A 23,557-nucleotide genomic window follows, 5' to 3' on the forward strand; every position below is an offset into this window, starting at 1 on the left:
CGGGGCGCGCGCTTGAGGGCGAAATTGCGCAACACCGCCTGAGGCTTGGTAACGCTCGGGATCTCACCTCAAGGGAGTTTCCGATGACCTTCGCATTTCGCCAGAAATCCACGCCGGCCTTCCACGCCCCGTCGCCCTTGCGCCTCGTCGAACCGACCGAAGCCGACAGCGTCGATCCCGATCCCGATCCGGCCACTGCTGTGGCGAAGATGCGCCGCCCGCGCCTGTTGATCCGCGCGGCCCGGCACGGGCTGAGCGATTACAGCCGCAAGCGCGACCTCAAACGGGTGATGCGGATGAGCGAGCTACCGCGTCCGGGAACGGCCCTGCGCGCGTTGATGGCCGAGGAAGCGGCGCTCGATCAGGCGCGGCGCGCGGGCGAGGCGACCTATTCGGTCGCCCGCCATATCGAGCTGCTGATCGCGCTTCTGGCGGAGGCGCGGCTTGCGCCGCAGCCGTCAGAAGAGTGCGCGAGCGCCCCGTCGCTCAGCGCGACTTGAAGAGCGAACCGAGAACCCCGCGCACGATCGTCTGGCCCGTCTTCGTGCCCAGCTGACGCGCAAGGCTCTTGCCGAAGGTCTCGAGGATCGTATCGGACCGGCGCGAGGACGTTTTGCGCGCTGGTTTCGACTTCGCCGTCGGATCGTAGCGCCTTGCATTGTTGAAATTGTCAAAGCCTTCATCGAGCTCGGAGCGGCCCGCAGCGGTCTTGGCCGCTTTCTCGCGCGCCTCGGCCTCCGCGGCCTCGCGCGCGGCCAGTTCGGCACGCTTGGCGAGAATCTCCTGCGCCGACTCGCGATCCACGGGCGTGTCGTATTTGTCGCCCAGACCGCTTGAAGCGATCACCGCGGCGCGCTCGGTATCGCTGAGCGGGCCGAGGCGCGACTGCGGCGGGCGGATCAACGTGCGCTCGACCATACCCGGCACGCCCTTCTTTTCGAGGAAGGAGGTCACCGCTTCGCCGGTGCCGACCTCCTTGATCGCGATCTCGGTGTCGAAGCTCGGATTGGCGCGGTAGTTCTCGGCGGCGCGGTGCAGGTCGCGCTGATCCTTCGCGGTGAAGGCGCGCAACGCGTGCTGCACGCGGTTGCCAAGCTGGCTGAGAATGCCATCGGGCACGTCGCCGGGGTTCTGCGTGATGAAGAACACCCCCACCCCTTTCGAGCGGATCAGCCGCGCCACCTGCTCCACCTTGTCGACCAGCGCCTTGGGCGCGTCGTCGAACAGCAGATGCGCCTCGTCGAAGAAGAAGACCAGCTTCGGCTTGTCGGGATTGCCGACCTCGGGCAGCTCCTCGAACAGTTCCGAGAGCAGCCACAGCAGGAAGGTCGCGTAAAGCTGCGGGCTGCCCATCAGCTTGCCGGCGGCGAGGATGTTGATCTGGCCCATGCCGTTTTCGTCGATCTGGATCAGGTCGGCGAGGTCCAGCGCGGGTTCGCCGAAGAACTGCGCCCCGCCCTGATTTTCCAGCACCAGCAAGTCGCGCTGGATCGCGCCGATCGTCGCGGTGCCGACATTGCCGTATTCCAGCGCGATCTCGTCCGCACGCTCGCCGATATGGCGCAGCATGGCGCGCAGGTCGTCGAGGTCGAGCAGCGCCAACCCCTCCTTGTCGGCGATGTGGAAGGCGATATTGAGCGCGCCTTCCTGTGCCTCTGTCAGCCCCAAAAGGCGGCTCAGCAGCAGCGGCCCCATCTCGGAGACGGTCGTGCGCACCGGGTGCCCCTTCTCGCCGAACATGTCCCAGAAGACCGTCGGATAGGCGCGGTATTGCAGATCGAACCCGATGGTCTGTGAGCGTTCCATGAAGGCGTTGTGCAACTTGGCCTCGGCCGAGCCAGTCGCCGCGATGCCCGACAGATCGCCCTTCACATCGGCCATGAAGACCGGCACGCCCGCCTGCGAAAAGCCCTCCGCGAGGATCTGCAGCGTCACCGTCTTGCCGGTACCGGTCGCGCCCGCAACCAGCCCGTGACGGTTGCCGTATTGGAGCTTCAATTCCTGCGGGCTTGCGTAGCCTTCACCACCGCCCCCAACGAACACACCCTCTTCGGTCAGAACACCGGTCATCTTGCCCTCGCCAAACAAATTTCGGCTCCGACAATACTACCTTAACCCTTTTGCGCCAGTGTGATCCTGCCCCCGGAGCGCGCTTTTGCGCGTATGGGGGCACTTCCTCCCTGTTGAACTGGCCGCGCCACGCTTGGCGCGGTCTTTTTCTTCTGTGCCAAGGGATTGCGTTCCGGAGTTCATCGCCTCACCGCCTGTCACACTTCCTCAACTTTGCCTGTTGACCTGTGAAAAATTACGGCCTAGCGTACCGGCAATGACGAAGTCGGCCAGTCCGACAGGGGGAAAAGGAAGGGGTCCTGAACGGGCCCCTTTCGCTTGGAAAGCCCAGCTTTCACGCCCCCGGAACACCCGATCCGGCCCGCGCGAGACGCGACTGAATCGCCCCGGCTCTTTCCGCGAAATCTCTCGCCTGCCCCAGCGCCGATGCAGGCCGTCGAACCGCTCACGAAACTGTGGCAGTTTGCCGCCGATCCGTGAGCGCCGCTGCGGAATTCGACACTGACAGGGGCGCAGCCCCGTGTTAAGCCTTCGCCCAATACGTTTCAGGAGAAGAGTAATATGTCTCAACTGACGAAACCGCTCGCACTCGCTCTGGCCCTCGGCCTTGCAAGCGGGGCGTGGGCGCAAGATACCACCTCGAGCGACACGACCACGACCCCTTCGGCGGATGCGACCGCGGGCGCGACCACCGATGGCGCGGCGACCCCGGCGGCGGATGCGGGCGCAGACGCGACCAGCACCGATCAGGCGCCCGACGCCACCGCGAACGGTGCTGACGGCGCGCCGACGATGCCCGGCGCCGATCAGCAGGCACAAAAGCCGCAGGAGCCGCAGACCTACACCAAGGCCACCTATGGCGATTGGGAGCTGCAATGCGCCAAATCGCCCGACGGCAAGGATCCCTGCCAGATGTATCAGGTGATCAAGGACCAGAATGGCGGCAACGTGGCCGACATCTCGGTGATCGGCCTGCCCGATGGCAGCCAAGCCGCAGCCGGTCTGACCATCATGGTGCCGATGCAGACCCTGCTGTCGCAGAACCTCGTGATGCAGGTCGATGGCGGCAAGGCGATGGTCTACCCCTATTCCTTCTGCGACCCGCGCATGATGGGCTGCTTCGCGCGCTTCGGCGTCGGCAAGGCCGAACTCGAGTCGCTCAAGAAGGGCAGCAAGGCGACGATCACGATCACGCCGCTGGCCAACCCGCAGCAAAAGGTCAAAGCGGATATCTCGCTCAGCGGCTTCACCAAAGCCTTTGACGAGACCGTGAAAACCAACAAGGAAAACGGCGTTCAGCAGTAAGCTGGATGGATGAGCTTCGGCTCGTAACCGTTTGAAATAAAATACGCCGCGCCCTAACCGGGCGCGGCGTATTCATATCGTGCGCAAGGCCAGCACCGCGTTGAGCCCGCCGAAGGCGAAGGCATTCGAGAGTGCCGCGCCGACCTGTGCCTTGCGGGCGGTATTGGGCACATAGTCCAGATCGCAGTCGGGATCGGGTGTCGCGTAATTCGCCGTGGGTGCGATGACCCCGTCGCCAAGCGCCATCAGACAGGCGATCAGCTCCACCGCGCCCGTGCCGCCGATGCAATGCCCATGCAGCGCCTTCGTCGAGGACACAGCGACCTGATCGGCCGCCTTGCCCAACGCCGCGCGGATCGCAGCCGTTTCGATCCGGTCATTGGCCGCTGTCCCGGTCCCGTGGGCGTTGATATAGCCGACCTCTTCGGACGCCATTCCGGCATCGCTCAGCGCGCCGATGATCGCTGCGGAGGCCCCGTCGAGCGAGGGCATCACGATATCGCTCGCATCGGAATTCATCGCGAAGCCCGCAATCTCGGCCAAGGGCTGCGCGCCGCGCGCCTCGGCGCTCTCCAGCGTCTCGATCACGAAGACGCCCGCGCCCTCGCCCTGCACCATGCCATTGCGATCTGCCGAGAACGGGCGGCAGCCATCGGGCGACATCACCCGTAGCCCCTCCCATGCTTTCAGCCCACCGAAATTGAGCATCGCCTCAGAGCCGCCCGCGAGCATCCCCTCGGCCATGCCCGAACGCACCATCTGGAACGCGAGGCCAATCGCGTGGTTGGAACTGGCGCAGGCAGTGGCGACGGCAAAGCTCGGCCCCTGCAGCCCGTAGCGGATCGAGAGATGCGAGGGCGCGGCATTGGCCATCAGCTTGGGCACCGTCAGCGGATGCACGCGGTTCTTTTGATCTGCAAAAACAGCGCGATAGGCGTTATTCGCGGTCGTATGCCCGCCGCCTGCGGACCCGATGACGCAGCCCCAGCGGGCCGGGTCGGGCGCTGCTTCCAGTCCCGCCTGCGCCATCGCCTCCGCGCCGGAGATCAGCGCGTATTGGGTGAAGGGATCGTATTGCGCGAGCTGCGCCGAGGTGAAGCGGTCCGACGCGTCATAGCCGCGGATCTGACCGCCGATGCGTATGCTCAGCCGCTCTACATCCTGGAAGCTGAGCGGGCCGATGCCGCTGCGCCCCTCTGCCATGGCCGCCTTGGTTGCCGCAACGCCCTCGCCGAGCGCGTTGATCGTGCCCGCGCCCGTGATGACGACGCCCCGCATCAGGCGACGGCGGTCGAAGGCTTGCCGCCCGAGACGAGACGCTCCACCGCGCCCACGATCGCGCCGACCGAAGACATGTCGAATTGCGAGGCGGCGGGTTCGTTGGCGTTGAAGGGCACCGAAACGTCGAAGGCCTCTTCGATGGCGAAGATCACTTCGACGAGGCCGAGGCTATCGAGCCCCAACTCGTCGAGCGTCATCTCGGGCGAAAGTTCGGAGGGCTCGCGAAGGGCTTCGCGGGCGATGATCGAGAAAACCTGGTCTTGCACGTCTGGCCTCATATCTGGGGTTACTCCGTGCCGCCTTTTTGCGTGAGTTTCGTAACAGTTTCTCGAAGCTCGGCGATTTGCGCAAACAATCTCGGCAATCTGCGGACAGATTTGTTGATCTCGAGCTGCGTTTCCATCTTCACCGCCGGGCTCCCCCAGATGGTACGGCCTTTGGGAACGTTGGTATAGATATTGGTGCCGCCCGCCGCGATCACGTCGTCGCCCACGGTGATATTGTCCGAGACGCCGCATTGGCCGGCCAGCACCACGCGGTGCCCGATCCGGGTGGAGCCCGCGATGCCGACCTGACCGCAAAGCAGGCAATCCTCGCCCACCTGCACGTTATGGCCGATATGAACCATGTTATCGAGCTTGCTGCCCGAACCGATCGCAGTCGCGCGCACCGTGCCGCGATCGATACAGGCATTGGCGCCGATCTCGACATCGTCTCCGATCTCGACCGTGCCGAGCGAATGGATGCGGGACCATTTCTGCTCGGTGATCTCCTCGCGCTGCTCCAGCGTGTGGCGGATTTCCTCGACACCCGAAGGATCAGGCGTGACGAAGGAGAACCCGTCCGAGCCGATCACTGCGCCGGGCTGACAGACCAGACGATCGCCGATCAGAACCCGCGCGCCGATCCGCGCACCGGGATAGATCAGCGCATCAGAGCCGATCTGCGCGCCTTCCGCGATGGTCACCTGCCCCACGATCCGCGCATTCGGACCGATCTTCACCTCCTTGCCGATCACGGTGAAGGGGCCGATGGCGGCATCCTTGCCGATGATGGCGGTCGGGTCGATCACGCAGGTCGGGTGGATGCCGGGCTCGACATTGGGGCCGGGATCGAAGGCTTTCGACAGCCCCGCCATGGCGAGACGCGGGCGGGTCACGAAGACCGCCGCCTCCAGCCCGAGCGCGCGCCAGTCCGCGCCTTCCCACAGAAGCGCCGCGCGGGCCTTACCCTCGCGCAGCCCTTCGGCGTACTTCTCGCTCATCGCGAGGGCGATCTGGTCGGGTTCCGCCGTCGCAGGCTCGGACGCACCGGTCACCTCGATCGACAGGTCGCCTTCGGCGCGGGCGTTAAGCGCCTGCGCGATATGCTCGATTGTCTGGGACATGGCCGATCCTCTCATGGTCGTTTGGGGGCGCGCTTACCGCCCCCGTTGCCAGAGATTTAGCTGTCCTGCGTGCCCAATTCCACCCCGGCCTTTTGCAAGGCGTTGAAGAGGATCGCGTCACGCCCATAGACGTCGCGGCGATATTCGACATGCCCCGACGCGGTCGGCCAGGCGGTGAAATAGGTCAGATGCACAGGCACGTGCTTTTCCAGAGGCACGACGGTCTCGCGCCCCGAATTGAGGATGCGCTTGAACTCCACTTCCGGATCGGAGCTTTGCGCGCCCAGAAGCGTGTAGGCCAGATCGAAGGGGTCGCCGACACGCACGCAGCCATGGCTGAACGCCCGCGTCTCTTTCTTGAAGAGCGATTTCGAGGGCGTGTCGTGCAGGTAGATGTTCCAGCGGTTCGGGAACAGGAATTTCACCAGCCCCAGCGCGTTGCGGTTCGACGGCGGCTGCTTCATCGCGAAGGGGAAATTGCTCGCGTTATAGGCGGCGAAATTCACCGCAGAGCGCGGCACCACCCGGCCCCGGCTGTCGATCAGCTGAAGCTGGCTCGCCGCATTCGGATTGCGCTTCATCTGCGGGAGGTATTCCTTGGTCACGATCGAGCGCGGCACATGCCAGGCCGGGTTGATGACCATCCGCTCCATCTCGTCGGAAAACTCCGGCGTGCGGCGGTCCGAGCTGTTCTGCCCGACCACCGTCACCGAGCGGAACGTGGTCTTGCCGTGATCGACCACGCGCACCGAGAAATCGGTGATGTTGACCCAGACGTAGCGGCCCGAGAAATCGATGCCGTTCATCCAGCGAAGACGCTCCATCGCGACGAGGATGGCTTTCATCCGCGCCTCGGGGCTCTTGTTGATCTCGCCCAGCGTGCTCGGCCCTGCGACGCCATCGGTCGCGAGCCCCTGATCGGTCTGGTAGGCCTGCACGGCCTTCTGCATCTCGGCGTCATAGGTCGCGCTGGCAGAGCGGCCCAGATAGCCCATCCGCTGCAACCGGTCGCGCAGCGCCACGACGTCCGGCCCGCTGTCGCCGGGCTCGAGCTTGGTGCCGGGCACCGTCGGCCCCCAGCCGCCCGCTTCGATCTGATGCTCCAGATCGAGGCGCGCCTTCACCAGCTGCGCATATTGCGGCATCTGAGGCGCCAGCTCGCGCAGGAACAGCGCCGGGTTGGTCGCGGCGGCGAAGGCCGTCATCCGGGCTTCGGGATCGGCGCGTTTGGGTTCGCGCTTGATATCGGAGATGACGCTATGCGGGTCGAGCACGCCGTGCGACAGGTCATGGGCGTAATCGAGGAAAATCTGGCTCATCTTCACTTCGAGCAGCCCGCGCTGACGCTCGGACTGGACGGCGGCGAAGGCGACACGCAGCCCCTCGGGGTCGTAATGCGCGGTGGGCAGCCCCTGCATTGCCGACAGATCGAGCGCGCGCATGAAAGCCGCGCGGCGGCCCGCATCCTCGGCGGCGGTCCAGATCGGCCGGTAATCGCGGGCGGCATAGAAGGCCGCCAGAGCGGGATTGTCAGCGGCAGCCTCGGCCACGGCCTGGGTGAAGCCCGAAAGCTCGACGCCAGCCAGCGGCGACATGGCCCCTTGGGCAGCAATCTGGGCGGCGCCTTGCGCCTGAGCGCCGGCGGCGAGCGTAGCTAGCGCGAAGGCCAGCCCTATCTTACGGAAATTGCGCGTCATAGCGTCTAAACCCCTGCCCGGACCCATCGTTCCAGATGTTCCAAACTTACCTGCATCTGTCCAGCGAAGCGTTGCCTGCGCGCAACGAACTGCGCGGACCCGCGCGGAACGATGCAGGGGCGCAACAGCACCTTTCCGCCGCTTCTCACCCCGCACGCACACCGCTCCCACAAGGACGTGAGCGCATTTTTACTACCGGCAGGCGAAATTTTGCCGACATGCCCCAACATGGCAAAGATGCATCAGTTCCGTTCTTTATCGATTAATCTGTCTATGCCATAAGGAGTAAGAAGTTTGGGTCTACCATCCCTCAACCGCCCGAAACAGGGCGGGAAAATCGAGAGACAGGCGAACACAGGAACTTGCTATGACGACGATTTCCCGGCGCGGCCTTCTGGGCGCATTTGCTGCGACCATGGTGACGGCAGCCCCCACCATGAGTAACGCTTTCGGTCTACTCAAGGGCGCAGGGGACATCCGACGGATCAAGATGTATAACGGTCGTACCGGCGAGACGCTCGACACCGTTTACTGGATCGAAGGCGAGTATATCCCCGACGCGCTGAAGGAAATCACCTACTTCGCCCGCGACTGGCGCACCAACCAGCTGAAAAACATCGACGCGCGCACCGTGGACATCGCGGCGGCAGCGCACAACCTGATGGACTCGCGCGAACCCTACATGCTGCTGTCGGGCTACCGCTCGCCCAAGACCAATGCAATGCTGCGCTCCCGCTCGAAAGGCGTCGCGAAGAACTCGCTGCACATGCAGGGTCTGGCGATGGACCTACGGCTGAAGTCGCGCTCGGTCAGCCAGATGTACAAGGCGGCGGCCGCCTGCCACGCTGGCGGCGTTGGCAAATACTCCCGCTCGAACTTCGTTCACATGGATTGCGGCCCGGTGCGGCACTGGGGCTCCTGAGCCTCGCGCACCTCGCCTGACCGACCCGAACGCCGCTTTCCCGAGCGGCGTTTTTCTTTGCCTGCCCTGCCGGGGGGTGCCCCAAACCGCAGACAGAAAAAGGCCCCGCATGGGGGCCTCGATCAGTCGTGCGTAGCGATGCTCAGTCGAGCACCCGGCCCTGCTGGCGGAAATAGGCCTCTGCCTCGGGCGTCAGATCGACCTTCTCGTAGCCCGAGACCATGGGCCGCACATGCTGGCGGAAGCCGTGACCGATGGTGAGCAGGTAGACATGGACCACCACGAAGCTCGCAATGGCGAAGGCCGCGAGGACATGGAAATTCGCGATGATCTCCAGCCAGAACGAGCCGCCGTCGAGGTGATCCCAGAAGCCGTAGCTGAGATAGGCCAGTCCCGAGATCCAGATCGCCGGGAAGAGCATCATCTTGAGCGCGAAATAGGCGGCCGCCTGCAGCGGGTTGTGCCGCCGCTCGTAGCTTTTCACATAGGGATGTTCCTCGCCCTTGAAGACGCCGTAGGCGTAGAAGCGGCTGACCTCCCACATGCCCTGCATGCGCGGGATGAACTGCTTGTAGCCGCCCGTGGTGAACAGCCAGAAGGTCGCGAAGGCCCAGAGCAGGAGCAGCGCCAGCGCGACGACCGTGTGGATCAGCACCGCCGCCCCGAAAGGCAGGATCGGATGCAGCCCCAGAAGCCGCGCGCCGGTGAAGAACAGCAACATGATTGAGCCAACCTGGCTCCAGTGCCAGAGCCGGTTGAAGCGCGAATAGACCTTTACGCAATGCTCAGCCATGGTGGCCTCCATTCTTCTTGCAGCGGTTGATCAGGCGCAGCGCGCCATGGCCCAAGGCCCCCAGGAGCGCCATCAGGAACATCGCGAGCCCCAGCTTGCCGCCGAGATTGATTTCCGAGCCGGGAACGTAGATCCCTGCCAGATCGGCCATTCGACCGCCCTGCGCGTGGCAGCTTTCGCATTGCAGCGCATCGTCAGCGGGCGCGACCATGTGGGTGATCGGCCAGTACATGTAGGTATGGACGAAATCGAACTCGCCCGAATACTCCACACCGGCATAATCCATGCCCGCCTTGAGCGATTTCTCCCAGTCGTAATAGGACCAGAGCGCGGTGCCGTTGCCGGGGCCATAGACGTTGTTATAGGCCAGCACGTTGCGCTGTACGTCATAGGCCTGCGTGCCGACCATCCGCTTGAAGGGGAAAATGCGGCTGTCGGGCTGACCGGGAGTGCCGCCGATCTTGTTGATCTCGACCACCTGCGTCGGGTCGATCTCTTCCTCCGGCAGGGTGAAGGTCATCTCGCCGTTGGACCATGCGTAATAGGGCGTGACGTTCTCGCCCCATTCGAAATCACCCTTCTTCGACATGTAAGTGTGCAGGTGCTTGCCGTCGGATTGGGTGAAGCCCTCTTCGGTGATCGGCTTGCCGTTCTCGTCGAGCTTGCCCGCCGTGGACCAGTCCCAGACGGTCTTTGTGGCCACCCCGCCCCGCGCGAAGCTGGGGATGTGGCAGGTCTGGCAGGCCACCGTGTCGGTGTGATCGTTGAGCTTCGCCGCGATAAGCGGGTTCGGCCCCTCATGCGGGCTGTCGGTGTGGCACGACTGGCAGGCGGCCGCGTCATGCGCGGTGCCCGCCATGCGATCGGGATGCGGGTCGATCACGTCGGTCTCGTAGCGCGAGCCCTCGAAGACGTGCTTGTCCGAGACGTGGCAGGTCTCGCAGGTGAAGTTCTGACCGTCGGGCGACATATGGACATCGACGTCGCGCGGCGGGTTGAACAGCGCCGAGCTGAGATCGCCATGCTTCACGTTATCGCCGCCACCGCCATAGAAGTGGCAGTTGCCGCAATTGTCGCGTCCGGGCGGTGCGCCCACCGATTGCGCCGCCTCGGCCAGATCGACGGGCCAGGCGGCCGCGCCGGTGATGGTCTTCGCGCCCGCGGCCACCGGATCCAGCGGCGGCTCGCCCGCGAGGTTATCCTGTTTGGTATATTGGCCGGATTTGTCGTGACAGACGAGGCAGTCGACCTTGGTCGGATCGTCGGGCATCGGCTCGCGCACGTCCGTCCAGCCATAGCCCGTGTGGCACGATGTGCAGCGCACCTCATTCGAGGCGACATTGCCGCAAAACGCATTCATCTCATGCGCTTTGCCGAGCGTCTGGCCCGTGGCCTCGTTCTGGTATTCCCAGGTCCAGTGAACCGAATGCATCACCTGATTGGAGGCCTCAGTATGGCAGGACAGGCAGGCTTCCGTCACCTCGGAGCCCGACGCGAACGGCCCCTTGAGCTGGTCGAATTTCGAGTGGTCGGCAGTGAGCTCTTTCACCGGATCGCTCATATGGGCAGCCTTCGAAGCGCCTTGTGCGACGGGTGTCGATTGCGCGCCGATTGCGGGCGTCTCCTCCGGGGTCGCGTCCTGCGCGTAGGCGGGAAGCTGGCCCAAAATCACGGCTGAGACGAATGCCGTGATCCGCAATGCACTCTGTGTCATCGATGCTCCGACTGGCTCACTACTGGTTACTCACATTGCTTAGCGCGATCGCGTCGATCACGGGGATGCGACATTTCGTGAGTTTTGCGTGACTTACTGTCGCATCGAATTGGGGCGGTTGGAGGCGCGGCGCGCATCACGCAGCCCTGATCTGCCGTGAGCGGTGCGGCGAGGAACGAAGCGCTGCCGCCCCGCGCTGAGCCTCACCGGGCGCGGTCATCCCCTGTCCCGGCCCTCAAATCGATTTCACAGGAGAGTTTCATGCAGCGCGCAACCCGCTTCGTTCTTCCCGCCGCCCTCGCCCTTGCCCTCGGTTCGGGCGCGGCTTTCGCCGCCTCCTCGAGCAACGACGGCTCGAAAACCGAATGGATCAACCCGGTCGTGAAGGACTACGGCAAGATGCACCCGGTGCCCGATGGCGCGCTCAGCCCCGATCCGAACAAGGACTGGAAGATCGTCTTCGATGTCGGGATGGGCAAGACGATGGACGGCGGCGTGAACGCGGCGCTGTGGCATGTCGCGCGCGCGGTGAACATCTACGGCAATGCGGGCGTCGACAAAGAGCATCGCAAATTCGCGGTGGTGCTGCATGGCGCGGCGACCCCGCTCGCGCTCTCGCCCGAGGCGTATAAGGAGAAATTCGGCAAGGACGATCCCGACACCAAGCTGAAGCAGGAGCTCGCGGATGCCGGCGTCACGCTTTATGTCTGCGGGCAGGCGCTGGCCGATCACGGCTTCACCGAGGATCAGGTCGGGCCGAATGTCGATGTGGCGCTCTCGGCTCTGGCCGCCGTGCCCGTGCTGGAAAGCCAGGGCTATCAGCTCTTCCCGATGTAATCGCCCCTGTCAGGCGGACATGAAAAAACGCGGGCAGTTTGCGCTGCCCGCGTTCTTTTTCTTGGCGGAGCGAGGCCCTAAGGCCCCTGCCCCTCGGCTTACATGCTGCCAGCGCCCATACCCATCCGGCTTGCCAGATCGGCCAGCACCCAGACGGTGCCCGCAGCCATCAGGATGATGAGCAGGAAGGTGAAGAGCACCAGATACAGGTCCGGACGCGCCTCTTTCGAGAAGTCGAGGTGCATGAAGGCCCAGAACTGGATCACCAGCTGCGCGATGCCGAGGATGCCCACGATGGACCATGCGAGGCCCGTCGAGAACACGCCACCCGCGACGATCACGACGCCTGCGAGCGTCAAGACCACCGAGAGCGCGAAGCCCCAGACATAGCGCGCCATGTCGTGCTTGTACTCAGCCGAGTCCATGCCGACGTCGGAGTTGATATAATCCATCACAGCACCCCCATCAGGTAGACTTTCGTGAAGAGCGCGATCCAGACGATGTCCAGCATGTGCCAGAACAGGCCCAGACGCACGAGACGCGACTTGATCAGGTCGTTCATCCCGAAGGTCTTCATCTGAACCATCAGCAGGATGCCCCAGATGATACCCGAGGTGACGTGCAGACCGTGCAGACCCACCAGCGAGTAATAGGCGGTCAGGAAGCCCGACACTTGCGGCGTGTTGCCCTCGGTCCAGAACTCGTGGAATTCGTAGAGTTCGATCCCGAGGAAGATCGCGCCAAGCGCCAGCGTCACGACGAGCCAGCCCACCGTGCGCTTCATCGACGCGCCGTATTTCATCCCCAGCGTGCAGATACCGAAGGTGAAGGTGGAGATCAGCAGCGCCATCGTCTCGATGGTCGGCAGGCCGAGGCTGAACAGCTCATGCGGGCTCGGCCCGTTCGCGATGCCGTGCCATTCGGCATCGGCGTAGTTGGCGATCATCAGCGAGAAGGCGATGAGGTCCGACATCAGGAAGATCCAGAAGCCGAAGATCACCGTGCCCGTCTTGTCGTGATGGCCGTGATCGTGGGAGGCAGCGTGCGCTGCCCCCGTGTTGCTCATAGTTGCACTCATACCTGCGTCTCCATGATCAGGCCGCGGTTCTTGGTGGTGAACTCATCGTCGAGCCGGATTTGCGGCGTGGTTTCGACGAGGCGCTTGTGGGCTTCATAGCCCTCACGCAGTTCTTCCGCGGTGACGGTTTCTTCCCAGTCGGTGTCGTAGGAGCGGATCAGCACCAGCACCCACATGGCCACGAAGCCCACCGCAGCGATCAGCCACATCTGGAAGATCATGGCGAAAGCGAAGAGGGTCGCGACGAGGCCCACCAGGAACGGCATACCGGTCGGTTTCGGCAGGTGGATGTCAACGAACTCGGTCGGATCCATGACCCGCTTGCCCGCTTCCTTCGCATCGACCCACGGCTCGCGCGAGGTCATCGCCGGGATGGTGGAGAAGTCGTATTCCGGCACCGGGCAGCCCAGCGACCATTCGATACCACGACCGTCCCAGGGATCGCCCGCCGGCACCATCAGGCTCTCACGGTTCTTGACCGAGACCCAGACCTGAATGATCTGCGCGGTCAGACCCGCCAGCACGCACAGCGCGCCGAGCATCGCGATCACCAGCCACGGGAAGTAGGCCGGCTCGGTGAAGAAGGCCATGCGGCGCGGTGCGCCCATCAGACCGATCGCATAGAGCGGCATGAAGGCCCCGTAGAAGCCGATCATCCACAGCCAGAAGCTGCGACGGCCCCATTTCTCGTCCAGGCGGAAGCCGAAGCAGAGCGGGAACCAGTAGTTCACGGCCGCGAACATACCGAACAGCAGGCCCGGGATGAGCATGTTGTGGAAGTGCGCCACCAGGAACAGCGAGTTGTGGGTCGCGAAGTCGATCGTCGGGTTGGCGAGCATGACGCCCGTGATCCCGCCGATCACGAAGGTGAAGATGAAGCCGGTGGAGAACAGCATCGCGGTGGAGAACCGCAGCTTGCCGCGCCACATGGTCAGCATCCAGTTGAAGACCTTCACACCGGTCGGCACACCGATCGTCATCGTCGCGATGCCGAAGATGGCGTTGAGGTGGGCGGTCTGACCCATGGTGAAGAAGTGGTGCACCCAGACGGTGAAGGACAGCACTGCGATGGCAATGGTGGCCCAGACGAGCGAGGTGTAGCCGTAGATCTTCTTGCCCGAGAAGGTCGGGATGACTTCCGAGAACACGCCGAAGGCCGGCAGGATCAGGATGTAGACTTCCGGGTGGCCGAACAGCCAGAACATGTTGGCGAAGTTCATCATGTTCCCGCCTTGCGTGGCGGTGAAGAAGTGGAAGCCCGCCTGACGGTCAAGCGCCAGCATCAGCGAGGCCACGGTCAGCGGCATCATCGCGAAGATCATCAGGATCGCCGTGCAGAGCGTCGCCCAGGCGAAGATCGACATGTCGAACAGCTTCATGCCGGGGGCACGCTGCTTGTAGATCGTCACGAGGAAGTTGATGCCCGAAAGCGTCGAGCCCACCGAAGTCAGGCCCAGCGACCAGATCCAGTAATCCACGCCCTCGTTCGGCGACAGCTTGATGCCCGTATAAGGCGGGTAAGCGGTCCAACCGCCGGTCTCGAAGTGACCGACGACGAGCGAGGCCATCACGAGCGCCGCGCCGCCGATCGACAGCCAGAGCGAGACCGCGTTCATGAAGGGGAACTCCATGTCGCGCGCACCGATCTGGAGCGGCATGACGACGTTGATGACGCCGGTCAGGAAGGGCATCGCCACGAAGAAGATCATGATCGTGCCGTGGGTCGAGAACAGCTCGGCGTGGTGTTCGACCGACAGGAAGCCCGGTGCGGGCGAGACCTGCTGGGCGCGCATCACGACCGCCTCGAGGACGCCGCGGATCAGCATGATCAGCGCCAGAACGATATAGATGACCCCGATCTTCTTGTGATCGAGCGTGGTGATCCAGTTCGACCAGAGCGGTTTCCACCAACCTTTGACGGTCAGCAGAACCATGACCGCGAGCGCGCCGAGGACGACGATGCCGCCCGCGCCTGCTGCGATCCCGGTGGACAGAGACGGATCCGTGAAGAAGGGAACGATGAAGATATCGTTCCAGTCGAGACTACCAAGAATACTCATTGAGCGTCCCCTTGATGTTGGTTTTGCGAGACATGCAGTTCTTCGCGGATCGCGTCGTCGATCTTCTTCTGCTCGGGCGCGTGGTCGGGCAGGATCGCTGCGCCGCCATCGGACAGCATGTCAGGGTTCATCATTACTTTGCCCCAGTAGCCTTTCTCCGGCGGCTCGAAGAGCTCAGGCCCCGACCAGGTCGCGGTCTTCTTGAACGCTTTTTCGAGCTGGGCGAAGGGGTGCTTGGGCTCTTGCAGGAACGCGTCGAACTGCTCCTGGCTCACCACGTCGACCTCAAACTTGTTGAGCGGGAAAGCCGCGCCGTTGAACTGGCTGTTGAAGCCATAGGTCTGCGACGGATCTTCCGAGGTGGTCAGGTTCATCTTCGTGCCCATGCCGGGCATAGCGTAGATCTGGCCGGCAAGGCGCGGGATCCAGAAGCTCTGCATCGCGCCGGTGGCGGTGATGTCGAACTCGACGGGGGTGTTCTCGGGCAGGACCAACCGGTTCACGGCGGCGACCTTGCCGGGATAGATGAACATCCATTTCCATTCGGACCCGATGACCTTCACATGCATCGGCTCTTTGCCCGTTGCCTTGTAGGGGTCTTCGCCCATCACGTGGCCCCAGGTGAGCCAGCCGACGATAAGGAAGGTGAGCGTGGCACCGCCCCAGATCACGACTTCGGCGGCAACCGAGTGCGACCAGGTCGGATCATATTTGCCTTTCCCACCCTGACGGCGATAGCGCATCGCGATCCACGGCGTGCCGATCAGGATCGGCAGGGAAATGGGCAGCATCCAAAGGAAGAAGCTGATCAGGTGAGCGCGTTCTCCGGCCGCCACCGGGCCGAGCGGGGTCATCACCCCGTTCTCCGCGCAACCTGACAGCCATGCAGCCGCAACGGTCAACAGGACCGGGGCAGCGAGGCGGCTGGGCCGCTTGTAGATTTTTTCAAACAACACGGAAATACCTTTCCTATTCCCTCTTCTTGGCGCGGGGGCATAGGGGTCTCTCGGGGGAGGCCGCGAGGGCTCCCGTCCCGCGCGATGCCTCCCACTCTAGGGCAGCGCCCGCGAGGTCAATCGGTGTTGACAAATTGTCGCAGGAACGAGCGTAACCGACTGAAAATCATGCACAAATGTCATCACACACCTGCGACGCACGAAAAAATAACCAATAAATAAAGGGGGTTGGTCTTGAACGGGCGCGCCCGAATACAGGGGTAAACGGGCCCTTCTCTCGCGCTTGTGATGGAGCGGTGAGCGATCCGTGAGCAAAATGAGCAACTTAGCCGATCACGGACGCTTGAGGTCACGGGGTGCGTGAGGGGCGCTATCCGCTCAGGCTCCCGCCTCGCCCCGCGTTGACGGGAACGGAGCGCCCTCCCCCGGCACATGACAAACCAACGCCGCGGAAACCCGCGGCGCGCTGTCAGAGAGGGTTAGCGGAAAGGAGCGGTCAGAGCGCCGCGGCCCGGCGCAGCGCCGGGAGCGACGAGATCCGCACACGCCCGCCGGCAATCCGGAACAGCCCCTGATCGCGCAGGCGGCGGATCGTCTTGTTCGTATGCACCAGCGACAGCCCGAGCGAGTCCGCCACGACCTGCTGGGCGAAGGGGAACGGCGCGCTGTCCTTCTCGATCAGCCCGACCGCCTCGGCACGCTCCCATGCGTGCATCACGAACCACGCGATCCCCTCATTGGCGTTGCGCTGCCCGACCGAGGCCAGCCAGCCCGACAGCCGCGTCAGTTCACGCGTCATCAGCCACACGAGCGTCGTGGTGCGGTCGGGACCATCTGGCAGAGGCTGATGCAGATCGGCCGGATCGAAGCTCGACAGCATCATCGGCGTGAGCGCCTCGTAATAGCTCGCCCCCGGACCGTAGAGTACGCTCGTCAGCCCGCACAGATCGCCCGGATAGACCAGCGCTTCGACTTGCCTGCGCCCGTCTTCGAGCAGCGTATAGCGCATGGCGATCCCGCGCTCGACCCGCACGATCAATGGCGTGGACTCGGGCAAAAGCGCCGCTCCCGCGGGAATGGCGCGTTGCGATTGGGACAGCTCCGCCAGATAGGCGAGGTCAGGTTTTCGAGACAGGTTTTCCAAGCTTGCTCGGTTCCGTTTTGTTAATTTCTGCGAAGAAACCAGCATCTGCCGCGAAAGCGCTGAGCGCGCTACGTCATAGGACATTGATGCAGGTTTTTTTGGATATTCCTCGGCGTCACCCGGCGGAAAAACGCTTTTCGCTTATGTGAAAAGCTTTAGGAATCACTGTCAGACGACAGCGTTACTGAGGAATTCCGCCACTCTCCTGCGCGACTATAAATAGTAGCGCGGTGGCCCGGCCCCGAGCTCGACGACTCCTATATCGGCAAGCCGTTCGAGATCGGGCAATTCGAGAATCCCCTGCGCCCATCTGACCAGCCCCTCGGACCTCAGACGGGCAAGTGTCTTGTTGGTGTGAACGAGCGATAGCCCGAGCGCATCCGCGAGATCCTGCTGCCGGACGGGGAACGGCATCTTGCCGTCGCGCACCAGCCCGGTCTGCGATCCGCGCTCGAACAGAGTGACGAAGGCCCATGCGAGCGCCTCGCGCGCCGAGCGCTGCCCGACCGTCACCAGCGCCTCGCTCAGGAAATGCTCCTCGCGCGCGACCTGCCATGTCAGCATCATCGCACGCTGCGGCATCTTCGAGAAAAGCTCCCACACTTGTTTACGGTCGAAAACGCTGAGCTTTACCGGGGTCAGCGCCTCGGTCGTGTGCGAGGCCATGCCCATCATGATCGCGTCGAGGCCGATCAGATCGCCGGGAAAGAGGAAATTGAGCACTTGGCGCCGACCGTCTTCCAGCATCCGGTAACGCATGGCCTGGCCTTCGATCAACGTGAAGAAGCGTTGCGGCTCGTTGCCTTCCATCACGACGGTCTGCCCTGCGGGCATCCGTAGCTCGCCCGCGCGGGCGGCTTCGGCGATTGCTTCCTCGTGCGCATCGGGCGCCATGAAGGCGGGATTATCGACGAAGGGACAATTTCTAAAGTTGCGTGTCATGCCTTGGCTCACTTTTACGTCATAAGGCAACGCGAAGGACCGTGGCAGGTTCCTTTCAAATTTCGTGGGTGGATTCCCTATTTCCCCTTATTTCCCTCACTATCTGCGCCCCGCATGTTCACGATCGCTTGTGTAACAGGCAGCCCTGTGGGATTCATGCCAGCTAGACGCTTTGCAGCAGTATGTCATAGTTAAATGACCCCGGAGATTACGAGGTGCACTAAGGGCCAAGAGGCCTCTCAGCGCACCGACAATCGGGCTGAAGCCTAAAAGCGTTATACTGACGTCGGATCGATCCCGATCCTATCCCCCTCCAAATGCAGTAATCTGCAAGGACAGGAAGCTGATGCCCCGGATTTTCCAACACGAACGAAGCGAGATCCGCGCAAGCGGCGCCCGCCTCGCGGCTAGGCGGTCCTCGTGACTCTTTGTTCTCCCCCTCGGATCGACGGCACCGCGCTGGTGCTCGAAGACGCGATGATCGTGGCCTATGATGCGGCCGCGATGCTGAGCGAATTCGGCGCGCGCGATGTGGTCATCTTCGGCACTGTCGAAGAAGCATTGCTCCATATTGCTGGCGGCAATGACATCTCGATGGCGCTGCTCGACATCAATCTTGGCGATGAAACCTCGCTGGAAGCCGCCAAGGCGCTGCGCGAACGTGCGGTGCCGATCCTCTACTCGACCGGATATGATGAACAATCCGTGATGATGGACGGGTTTCCCGAAGGCAAGATGCTGATAAAGCCCTTCACCAATGACGATTTCGCCAATGCCCTGATTTCGATGGGTTTTGCCGAAGCCTGATTTCTGCGCCACTGGCGCTGAGATCGATATGCCATGCGCCCGGTGACAGTTGTTATGCACTCGGCGCATATCTGCCAAACATGGACATCCCGCGCATCCTCGCGTTCCTCGTCAGCGGAACACGAGGTCGCGCGGCCATGCGGGGCAGAGAGGAGCCCCGTTCCGCGCCATCGCGACCGAACCATCGCGAAGGAGGCGCTTGTCCATGAACCATACGATCCGCAAAGCCCATGCCGGGCTCGCCGCCAAGGTGATGTCGGCCGAAGAGGCCGCAGAGCTGATCGACAATGGCGCGACCATCGGCATGTCGGGGTTCACCGGCTCGGGCTATCCCAAGGCGGTGCCGATGGCGCTGGCCGCGCGGATCGAGGCTGAGCACGCGGCGGGTCGCCCGTTCAAGGTCAAGATCTGGTCGGGCGCCTCAACGGGCCCCGAGCTGGACGGCGCCTTGGCCAAGGCCGACGGAATCGAATTCCGCCTGCCCTACAATTCCGACCCGATCGCGCGCGAGCGGATCAATGCGGGTCAGATGAAATATTTCGACATGCACCTGAGCCAGGTCGCGCCGATGGCGTGGATGGGGTTCATGGGCAAGCTCGACACGGCAGTGATCGAGATCTCCGGCATCACCGAGGACGGCAAGCTGATCCCGTCGAGCTCGGTCGGCAACAACAAGACCTGGCTCGATTGTGCCGACAAGATCATCCTCGAAGTGAACCGCTGGCAATCGCCGCTTCTGGAGGGGATGCATGACATTTATTACGGCACCGCCCTGCCCCCGAACCGCGTGCCGATCCCGCTGGTGAAACCCGACGACCGGATCGGGCAGACCTATTTCGAGGTCGATCCCGAGAAAGTCGTGGCCGTGGTCGAGACCGACGCGCCCGACCGCAACGCACCCTTCAGCCCGCCCGATGCGGTGGCCGAGGCGATTGCGGGCCATATCCTCGATTTCCTCGGCAACGAGGTGAAACAGGGCCGCCTGCCGCGCGGGCTTCTGCCGCTGCAATCGGGCGTGGGCAATGTGCCCAATGCCGTGATGGCCGGGCTGATCGAGGCGCCCTTCGACCAGATGACCGCCTTCACCGAGGTCATTCAGGACGGGATGCTCGACATGATCGAGGCGGGCAAGCTGCGCATGGCCTCGGCCACGGCGTTTTCGCTCTCGCCCGAGAAGGCGCAGTATTTCAACGACAACGCCGCCTATTTCCGAGACAAGCTGATCCTGCGTCCGCAGGAGATCTCGAACCACCCCGAGCTTGTGCGCCGTCTGGGCTGTATCGCGATGAACGGGCTGATCGAGGCGGATATCTACGGCAACGTGAACTCGACCCACGTGATGGGCTCGAAGATCCAGAACGGCATCGGCGGTTCAGGAGATTTCGCGCGCAACGGCTATGTGTCGATTTTCATGACGCCGTCGGTCGCGAAGGGCGGCAAGATTTCCGCGATCGTGCCGATGGCCGCCCATGTCGATCACATCGCGCAGGATGTGCAGGTGATCGTGACCGAGCAGGGTCTGGCGGATCTGCGGGGGCTGTCTCCGAAGCAGCGCGCCGAGACGATCATCGAGACCTGCGCCCATCCCGCCTATCGCCCGATGCTGCGCGACTATTTCGAGCGCGCGAAGAAAGGCAGCTTCGCTAATCACGCCCCGAACCTGCTGGGCGAGGCGCTGAGCTGGCACCAGCGGTTTGTGGAAACGGGGACCATGGAGGCGTGAGGGGCTGAGGGCAGCGCCCGAGCCTCGGGGGCTTTGCGATGGCGCGCGGAACGCGCCGAAGGCGCAGGGCGCGCGCCGGTCCGTCCCGACGGGCTGGCGCATTGCCACCCGCACACATCGTTCATACTGTGGGAGGCTTGGCAGGCATAAAGCGCCTTCGTTCAAAACTCAGGCCACGCCACCCCACGGACCGGCGAGCGCCCTTCTACCCGACCAAACGAAAAAGGGGCGTCCGACCAGACGCCCCTTACCCAATTCCAATCCCGAAAGGCTCAGACCTTGAGCGACGGAATGATCTGCTTTTTCCGGCTCATCACGCCCGGCAGCACCACCGTGTCGCCCTCGACCGTGGTGTCGAAGCTCTTCTCAGCCACGCCCTTCACCAGATCGTTCGGCACCAGCAGCGTCGCCTCTTCCTTCAGGATGTCGATCACGAACAGCAGCACCTGATCGACGCCGTCTTCCTTCGCGACCTCTTCCATCGAGGACATCAACGAGGCCTTCCGGTCCAGCACCATCTTCGGCGCGGTGGTCTCCAGCACGGAGACGCGGAAACTCGTGCCGTCGACCGGGTATTCCTTGGAATCCATCCGCAGCAGTTCCGCATCGGTGAAGGCGGAGACGTCCGATTTCGCTTCGAACATCTTCTCGGCGAGCTCGTGCATGTCGATGCCCAGATCCGATGCCAGCGCGTCACAGACGGCCCGGTCGTGATCGGTGGTGGTGGGCGAGCGGAATTCCAGCGTGTCAGACAGGATGCAGCTGAGCATCGCACCCTTGATGCCGCGCGGTGCCTTCGCCACATCGTCGCCCATCAGATCGTAGAGGATGGTCGCGGTGCAGGCGAGCGGGCGCATCGTGATGTCGATCGGGCCTTTGGTCTCGATCCCGCCGGTCAGCTTATGGTGATCGATGATCTGGATGACATTGGCCGCGTTGATACCGCTCGGCAGCTCGGCGGGGTTGTTGGTATCGACGACGACCACGTCCTCGCCTTCTTCCACGTCAGAGATGATTTCGGGCTTGTCGAGACCCCAATGCTCGATAACGAAAGCAGCCTCGGTGTTGGGCTCACCCAGCAGGCAGGGCTTGGCCGGAGTGCCTTTGACATCATTGAGATACCACGCCCAGGCGATGGGCGAGCCGGTGGAGTCGGTGTCGGGAGCCTTATGGCCAAAAACCTTGATCGTCATGGGGAGATCCTCTCGGATAATCATCTGTCGGCGCAGGTTATAGGCGCTGTGTCTGGGCTTGTCACCTAGGGGTCTGGCGATGCCGAAAGGGGCGAGCCCGAACCCTGGACGGGCACCCCGGAAACGCTCTGCATCAACTGATCAGCTATCCAGACGCTTGATCGTCCAGCCGTCCTTTTCGAGCAGCCGCAACAGCCCCTCTTCACCGGACAGGTGGAGCGCGCCCACCGCCACGACTACGGGGCCATCCTCTGCCGCCGCCTCGATCTCGGGCAGCCAGTTTTGGTTGCGCGCCACCATCAGAAGATCCTCGGAGAGCTTCATCTGGCGTTCGACCTCGTCGGCATCCATGCCCGCCGCGACCGCCTGATAGCGCGCTAGTTCCCAGATCAGGCGCGGCTCGCCCCGGAAATAGAGATCGCCCATCGTCACGCCCATATCGTCGGCCAGGGGCGCGCCGATCACCGCCGCGCGCAGCATCTCCAGCGCTTCGGCCTCGGTGATCCCGTTGAAGAGCTTGAAGACGGTATCCCACGGCTCGAGCGCCTCGACCGGCACGCCGTCGGCCTCGGCCGCGGTCATCACCTGCAGATCCAGACCTCCCTGCCCCTTCGCAAGTTCGGCCGTCGCACACGGCGGAAGCGAGAGCGTCATCGCGACGAAAGCAGGCCGCATCTTGGCCGCGAGGAAGGCGGGCATCCCGTGGGCCGCCAGCGCCGCCTTGGTCATGTTCCAGTCCTGCTCCGACATCATCTGGGGCAGCGTCTTGCCGGTCGAGAACATCAGGGTCGGGTCGGTCTTGATCGCATGTTCCAGCTTCCCCTGCTCGTCCGGACCTGCCTCCACCAGAAGCTGCGACGCATCGTCGAGCGCCTTCGAGAGCGTGCCGACGAGCTTGTCATGGCGCGGATCGGGAAGGTGGTAAGTGCCAGCCAGCGTGATCTTTTCCTCGCCTTTGGTTGCAGAGAACAGCAATCCGCGAGAGAAGGGCGCGGAATCGGCCTCGGCGGTCAGCGCCTCCTGCTCGGCTGCGGGCAGCGCGTCGAAAATATTCTTGCCGCGGCACTCGGCCCAAGCGGGCAGTGCAAGGCAGAGCGAGAGCGCGGGGGCCAGCAGCGGCCGAAGGAACGTGGCGAGTTTCATGACGGCGAGAGTGCCACGCGATCTGCATTCCGCATAGAGGCGAAATCGCCGCGCCCCGATCGCTCGAATTGACGCAAAAAATTCGCCCTCCGGTTATTGACACCCACCCGCCCCAATGACTAACTCCGCCATCGTTAGCACTCACCAGCAACGAGTGCTAAAAGTTTTCGAACCTGGAACCTTTAGGGAGTGACCCAGATGGCATTCAAACCGCTTCATGACCGTGTGCTGGTCAAGCGCGTGGAGAGCGAAGAAAAAACCAAGGGTGGCCTGATCATCCCCGACAGCGCGAAAGAAAAGCCCGCAGAGGGTGAAGTCGTCGCAGTGGGTGACGGCGCGCGCAAGGAATCGGGCGAGCTGATCGCACCGGGCGTCAAAGCTGGCGACCGCGTTCTCTTCGGCAAGTGGTCGGGCACGGAAGTGACCCTCGACGGCGAAGAGCTGCTCATCATGAAAGAAAGCGACATCATGGGCATCATCTCGTAAGGCGCCCTGCCCTTACCGA

General features: G+C 63.3%; 22 protein-coding genes. 7 read left to right on the top strand and 15 right to left on the bottom strand.

What is annotated here, in order from left to right; all coding sequences use genetic code 11:
* Window positions 1-83: 83 nt before the first annotated feature.
* Window positions 84-500, top strand: a complete 417-nt coding sequence (locus tag BMI91_RS01165) for a DUF6477 family protein (RefSeq protein WP_244176528.1) — start codon at window positions 84-86, stop codon at window positions 498-500.
* On the opposite strand, the gene BMI91_RS01170 is transcribed toward BMI91_RS01165, so the two are convergent.
* The gene (locus BMI91_RS01170; protein WP_078604436.1) at window positions 487-2,070 is read right to left on the bottom strand and encodes a helicase HerA-like domain-containing protein; all 1,584 of its coding nucleotides are present in this window, start codon (window positions 2,068-2,070) and stop codon (window positions 487-489) included. The genes BMI91_RS01165 and BMI91_RS01170 overlap by 14 nt on opposite strands.
* 561 nt (window positions 2,071-2,631) lie before the next feature.
* Between BMI91_RS01170 and BMI91_RS01175 the strand changes: the two genes are divergently transcribed.
* The gene (locus BMI91_RS01175; protein ID WP_078603716.1) at window positions 2,632-3,375 is read left to right on the top strand and encodes an invasion associated locus B family protein; all 744 of its coding nucleotides are present in this window, start codon (window positions 2,632-2,634) and stop codon (window positions 3,373-3,375) included.
* A gap of 72 nt (window positions 3,376-3,447) precedes the next feature.
* Here the strand turns inward: BMI91_RS01175 and BMI91_RS01180 are convergent, their stop codons facing one another.
* The 4 genes from BMI91_RS01180 to BMI91_RS01195 are packed head-to-tail and all read right to left on the bottom strand — an operon-like array spanning window position 3,448 to window position 7,740.
* The gene (locus tag BMI91_RS01180) at window positions 3,448-4,653 is read right to left on the bottom strand and encodes a beta-ketoacyl-[acyl-carrier-protein] synthase family protein (protein ID WP_078603717.1); all 1,206 of its coding nucleotides are present in this window, start codon (window positions 4,651-4,653) and stop codon (window positions 3,448-3,450) included.
* Complete coding sequence (locus BMI91_RS01185; protein ID WP_078546851.1) at window positions 4,653-4,934, bottom strand: acyl carrier protein; 282 nt, start codon at window positions 4,932-4,934, stop codon at window positions 4,653-4,655. Before BMI91_RS01185 ends, BMI91_RS01180 begins: the two co-directional genes overlap by 1 nt.
* Before the next feature lie 8 nt (window positions 4,935-4,942).
* Window positions 4,943-6,043, bottom strand: a complete 1,101-nt coding sequence (locus BMI91_RS01190; protein ID WP_078603718.1) for a UDP-3-O-(3-hydroxymyristoyl)glucosamine N-acyltransferase — start codon at window positions 6,041-6,043, stop codon at window positions 4,943-4,945.
* Window positions 6,044-6,099: 56 nt separating this feature from the next.
* A complete protein-coding gene (locus tag BMI91_RS01195; RefSeq protein WP_078603719.1) occupies window positions 6,100-7,740 on the bottom strand; it encodes a L,D-transpeptidase family protein in 1,641 nt (546 codons plus the stop codon).
* Between the two features lie 367 nt (window positions 7,741-8,107).
* Between BMI91_RS01195 and mepK the strand changes: the two genes are divergently transcribed.
* Complete coding sequence (gene mepK / locus BMI91_RS01200) at window positions 8,108-8,662, top strand: peptidoglycan L,D-endopeptidase MepK (RefSeq protein WP_078546845.1); 555 nt, start codon at window positions 8,108-8,110, stop codon at window positions 8,660-8,662.
* A 142-nt stretch (window positions 8,663-8,804) separates the two neighbouring features.
* Here the strand turns inward: mepK and BMI91_RS01205 are convergent, their stop codons facing one another.
* Window positions 8,805-9,455: a cytochrome b/b6 domain-containing protein gene (locus BMI91_RS01205; RefSeq protein WP_078603720.1), complete on the bottom strand. Its 651-nt coding sequence runs from the start codon at window positions 9,453-9,455 to the stop codon at window positions 8,805-8,807.
* Entirely contained in the window at window positions 9,448-11,169 is a 1,722-nt protein-coding gene (locus BMI91_RS01210; protein WP_208607938.1) for a tetrathionate reductase family octaheme c-type cytochrome, read from the bottom strand. Before BMI91_RS01210 ends, BMI91_RS01205 begins: the two co-directional genes overlap by 8 nt.
* Window positions 11,170-11,430: 261 nt before the next feature.
* Between BMI91_RS01210 and BMI91_RS01215 the strand changes: the two genes are divergently transcribed.
* Window positions 11,431-12,006: a DsrE family protein gene (locus tag BMI91_RS01215; protein ID WP_078603721.1), complete on the top strand. Its 576-nt coding sequence runs from the start codon at window positions 11,431-11,433 to the stop codon at window positions 12,004-12,006.
* A 98-nt stretch (window positions 12,007-12,104) separates the two neighbouring features.
* On the opposite strand, the gene BMI91_RS01220 is transcribed toward BMI91_RS01215, so the two are convergent.
* The 6 genes from BMI91_RS01220 to BMI91_RS01245 all read right to left on the bottom strand — a co-directional run bounded on the left by BMI91_RS01220 (window position 12,105) and on the right by BMI91_RS01245 (window position 18,138).
* Window positions 12,105-12,458, bottom strand: coding sequence for a cytochrome o ubiquinol oxidase subunit IV (locus BMI91_RS01220; protein WP_078539402.1), 354 nt, complete (start codon window positions 12,456-12,458; stop codon window positions 12,105-12,107).
* Window positions 12,458-13,084, bottom strand: a complete 627-nt coding sequence (locus BMI91_RS01225; RefSeq protein WP_078519283.1) for a cytochrome c oxidase subunit 3 — start codon at window positions 13,082-13,084, stop codon at window positions 12,458-12,460. Before BMI91_RS01225 ends, BMI91_RS01220 begins: the two co-directional genes overlap by 1 nt.
* A complete protein-coding gene (locus BMI91_RS01230; RefSeq protein WP_078539403.1) occupies window positions 13,081-15,144 on the bottom strand; it encodes a cbb3-type cytochrome c oxidase subunit I in 2,064 nt (687 codons plus the stop codon). The genes BMI91_RS01225 and BMI91_RS01230 overlap by 4 nt, the downstream gene beginning before the upstream one ends.
* Complete coding sequence (locus BMI91_RS01235) at window positions 15,141-16,100, bottom strand: cytochrome ubiquinol oxidase subunit II family protein (protein ID WP_133051919.1); 960 nt, start codon at window positions 16,098-16,100, stop codon at window positions 15,141-15,143. The genes BMI91_RS01230 and BMI91_RS01235 overlap by 4 nt, the downstream gene beginning before the upstream one ends.
* A gap of 496 nt (window positions 16,101-16,596) precedes the next feature.
* Window positions 16,597-17,244: a Crp/Fnr family transcriptional regulator gene (locus BMI91_RS01240; RefSeq protein WP_158522062.1), complete on the bottom strand. Its 648-nt coding sequence runs from the start codon at window positions 17,242-17,244 to the stop codon at window positions 16,597-16,599.
* A 213-nt stretch (window positions 17,245-17,457) separates the two neighbouring features.
* On the bottom strand, window positions 17,458-18,138 hold the full coding sequence (locus tag BMI91_RS01245) for a Crp/Fnr family transcriptional regulator (RefSeq protein WP_158522063.1): 681 nt from the start codon (window positions 18,136-18,138) through the stop codon (window positions 17,458-17,460).
* Window positions 18,139-18,606: 468 nt separating this feature from the next.
* Here BMI91_RS01245 and BMI91_RS01250 point away from each other — a divergent pair, with 468 nt between their 5' ends.
* Entirely contained in the window at window positions 18,607-18,993 is a 387-nt protein-coding gene (locus BMI91_RS01250) for a response regulator (RefSeq protein ID WP_083075284.1), read from the top strand.
* A gap of 205 nt (window positions 18,994-19,198) precedes the next feature.
* A complete protein-coding gene (locus BMI91_RS01255) occupies window positions 19,199-20,716 on the top strand; it encodes an acetyl-CoA hydrolase/transferase family protein (protein WP_078519289.1) in 1,518 nt (505 codons plus the stop codon).
* Between the two features lie 272 nt (window positions 20,717-20,988).
* Here the strand turns inward: BMI91_RS01255 and BMI91_RS01260 are convergent, their stop codons facing one another.
* On the bottom strand, window positions 20,989-21,909 hold the full coding sequence (locus BMI91_RS01260) for a manganese-dependent inorganic pyrophosphatase (RefSeq protein ID WP_078603722.1): 921 nt from the start codon (window positions 21,907-21,909) through the stop codon (window positions 20,989-20,991).
* A gap of 141 nt (window positions 21,910-22,050) precedes the next feature.
* Entirely contained in the window at window positions 22,051-23,052 is a 1,002-nt protein-coding gene (locus BMI91_RS01265; RefSeq protein WP_078603723.1) for a TraB/GumN family protein, read from the bottom strand.
* Between the two features lie 198 nt (window positions 23,053-23,250).
* Here BMI91_RS01265 and groES point away from each other — a divergent pair, with 198 nt between their 5' ends.
* The gene (gene groES / locus BMI91_RS01270) at window positions 23,251-23,538 is read left to right on the top strand and encodes a co-chaperone GroES (RefSeq protein ID WP_075774612.1); all 288 of its coding nucleotides are present in this window, start codon (window positions 23,251-23,253) and stop codon (window positions 23,536-23,538) included.
* Window positions 23,539-23,557 lie beyond the last annotated feature (19 nt).

This window comes from Thioclava sediminum, assembly GCF_002020355.1.
Lineage (GTDB): Bacteria > Pseudomonadota > Alphaproteobacteria > Rhodobacterales > Rhodobacteraceae > Thioclava > Thioclava sediminum.

Excerpts from the sequence above, each read along its gene's own strand:
- BMI91_RS01225 (WP_078519283.1), bottom strand. The coding sequence starts at position 13,084 with ATGAGTGCAACTATGAGCAACACGGGGGCAGCGCACGCTGCCTCCCAC.
- BMI91_RS01230 (WP_078539403.1), bottom strand. The coding sequence starts at position 15,144 with ATGAGTATTCTTGGTAGTCTCGACTGGAACGATATCTTCATCGTTCCC.
- BMI91_RS01165 (WP_244176528.1), top strand. The coding sequence starts at position 84 with ATGACCTTCGCATTTCGCCAGAAATCCACGCCGGCCTTCCACGCCCCG.
- BMI91_RS01255 (WP_078519289.1), top strand. The coding sequence starts at position 19,199 with ATGAACCATACGATCCGCAAAGCCCATGCCGGGCTCGCCGCCAAGGTG.
- groES (WP_075774612.1), top strand. The coding sequence starts at position 23,251 with ATGGCATTCAAACCGCTTCATGACCGTGTGCTGGTCAAGCGCGTGGAG.
- BMI91_RS01180 (WP_078603717.1), bottom strand. The coding sequence starts at position 4,653 with ATGCGGGGCGTCGTCATCACGGGCGCGGGCACGATCAACGCGCTCGGC.
- BMI91_RS01215 (WP_078603721.1), top strand. The coding sequence starts at position 11,431 with ATGCAGCGCGCAACCCGCTTCGTTCTTCCCGCCGCCCTCGCCCTTGCC.
- BMI91_RS01190 (WP_078603718.1), bottom strand. The coding sequence starts at position 6,043 with ATGTCCCAGACAATCGAGCATATCGCGCAGGCGCTTAACGCCCGCGCC.
- mepK (WP_078546845.1), top strand. The coding sequence starts at position 8,108 with ATGACGACGATTTCCCGGCGCGGCCTTCTGGGCGCATTTGCTGCGACC.
- BMI91_RS01175 (WP_078603716.1), top strand. The coding sequence starts at position 2,632 with ATGTCTCAACTGACGAAACCGCTCGCACTCGCTCTGGCCCTCGGCCTT.
- BMI91_RS01220 (WP_078539402.1), bottom strand. The coding sequence starts at position 12,458 with ATGGATTATATCAACTCCGACGTCGGCATGGACTCGGCTGAGTACAAG.
- BMI91_RS01245 (WP_158522063.1), bottom strand. The coding sequence starts at position 18,138 with ATGGCGCCCGATGCGCACGAGGAAGCAATCGCCGAAGCCGCCCGCGCG.
- BMI91_RS01170 (WP_078604436.1), bottom strand. The coding sequence starts at position 2,070 with ATGACCGGTGTTCTGACCGAAGAGGGTGTGTTCGTTGGGGGCGGTGGT.
- BMI91_RS01195 (WP_078603719.1), bottom strand. The coding sequence starts at position 7,740 with ATGACGCGCAATTTCCGTAAGATAGGGCTGGCCTTCGCGCTAGCTACG.
- BMI91_RS01265 (WP_078603723.1), bottom strand. The coding sequence starts at position 23,052 with ATGAAACTCGCCACGTTCCTTCGGCCGCTGCTGGCCCCCGCGCTCTCG.
- BMI91_RS01210 (WP_208607938.1), bottom strand. The coding sequence starts at position 11,169 with ATGACACAGAGTGCATTGCGGATCACGGCATTCGTCTCAGCCGTGATT.
- BMI91_RS01185 (WP_078546851.1), bottom strand. The coding sequence starts at position 4,934 with ATGAGGCCAGACGTGCAAGACCAGGTTTTCTCGATCATCGCCCGCGAA.
- BMI91_RS01205 (WP_078603720.1), bottom strand. The coding sequence starts at position 9,455 with ATGGCTGAGCATTGCGTAAAGGTCTATTCGCGCTTCAACCGGCTCTGG.
- BMI91_RS01260 (WP_078603722.1), bottom strand. The coding sequence starts at position 21,909 with ATGACGATCAAGGTTTTTGGCCATAAGGCTCCCGACACCGACTCCACC.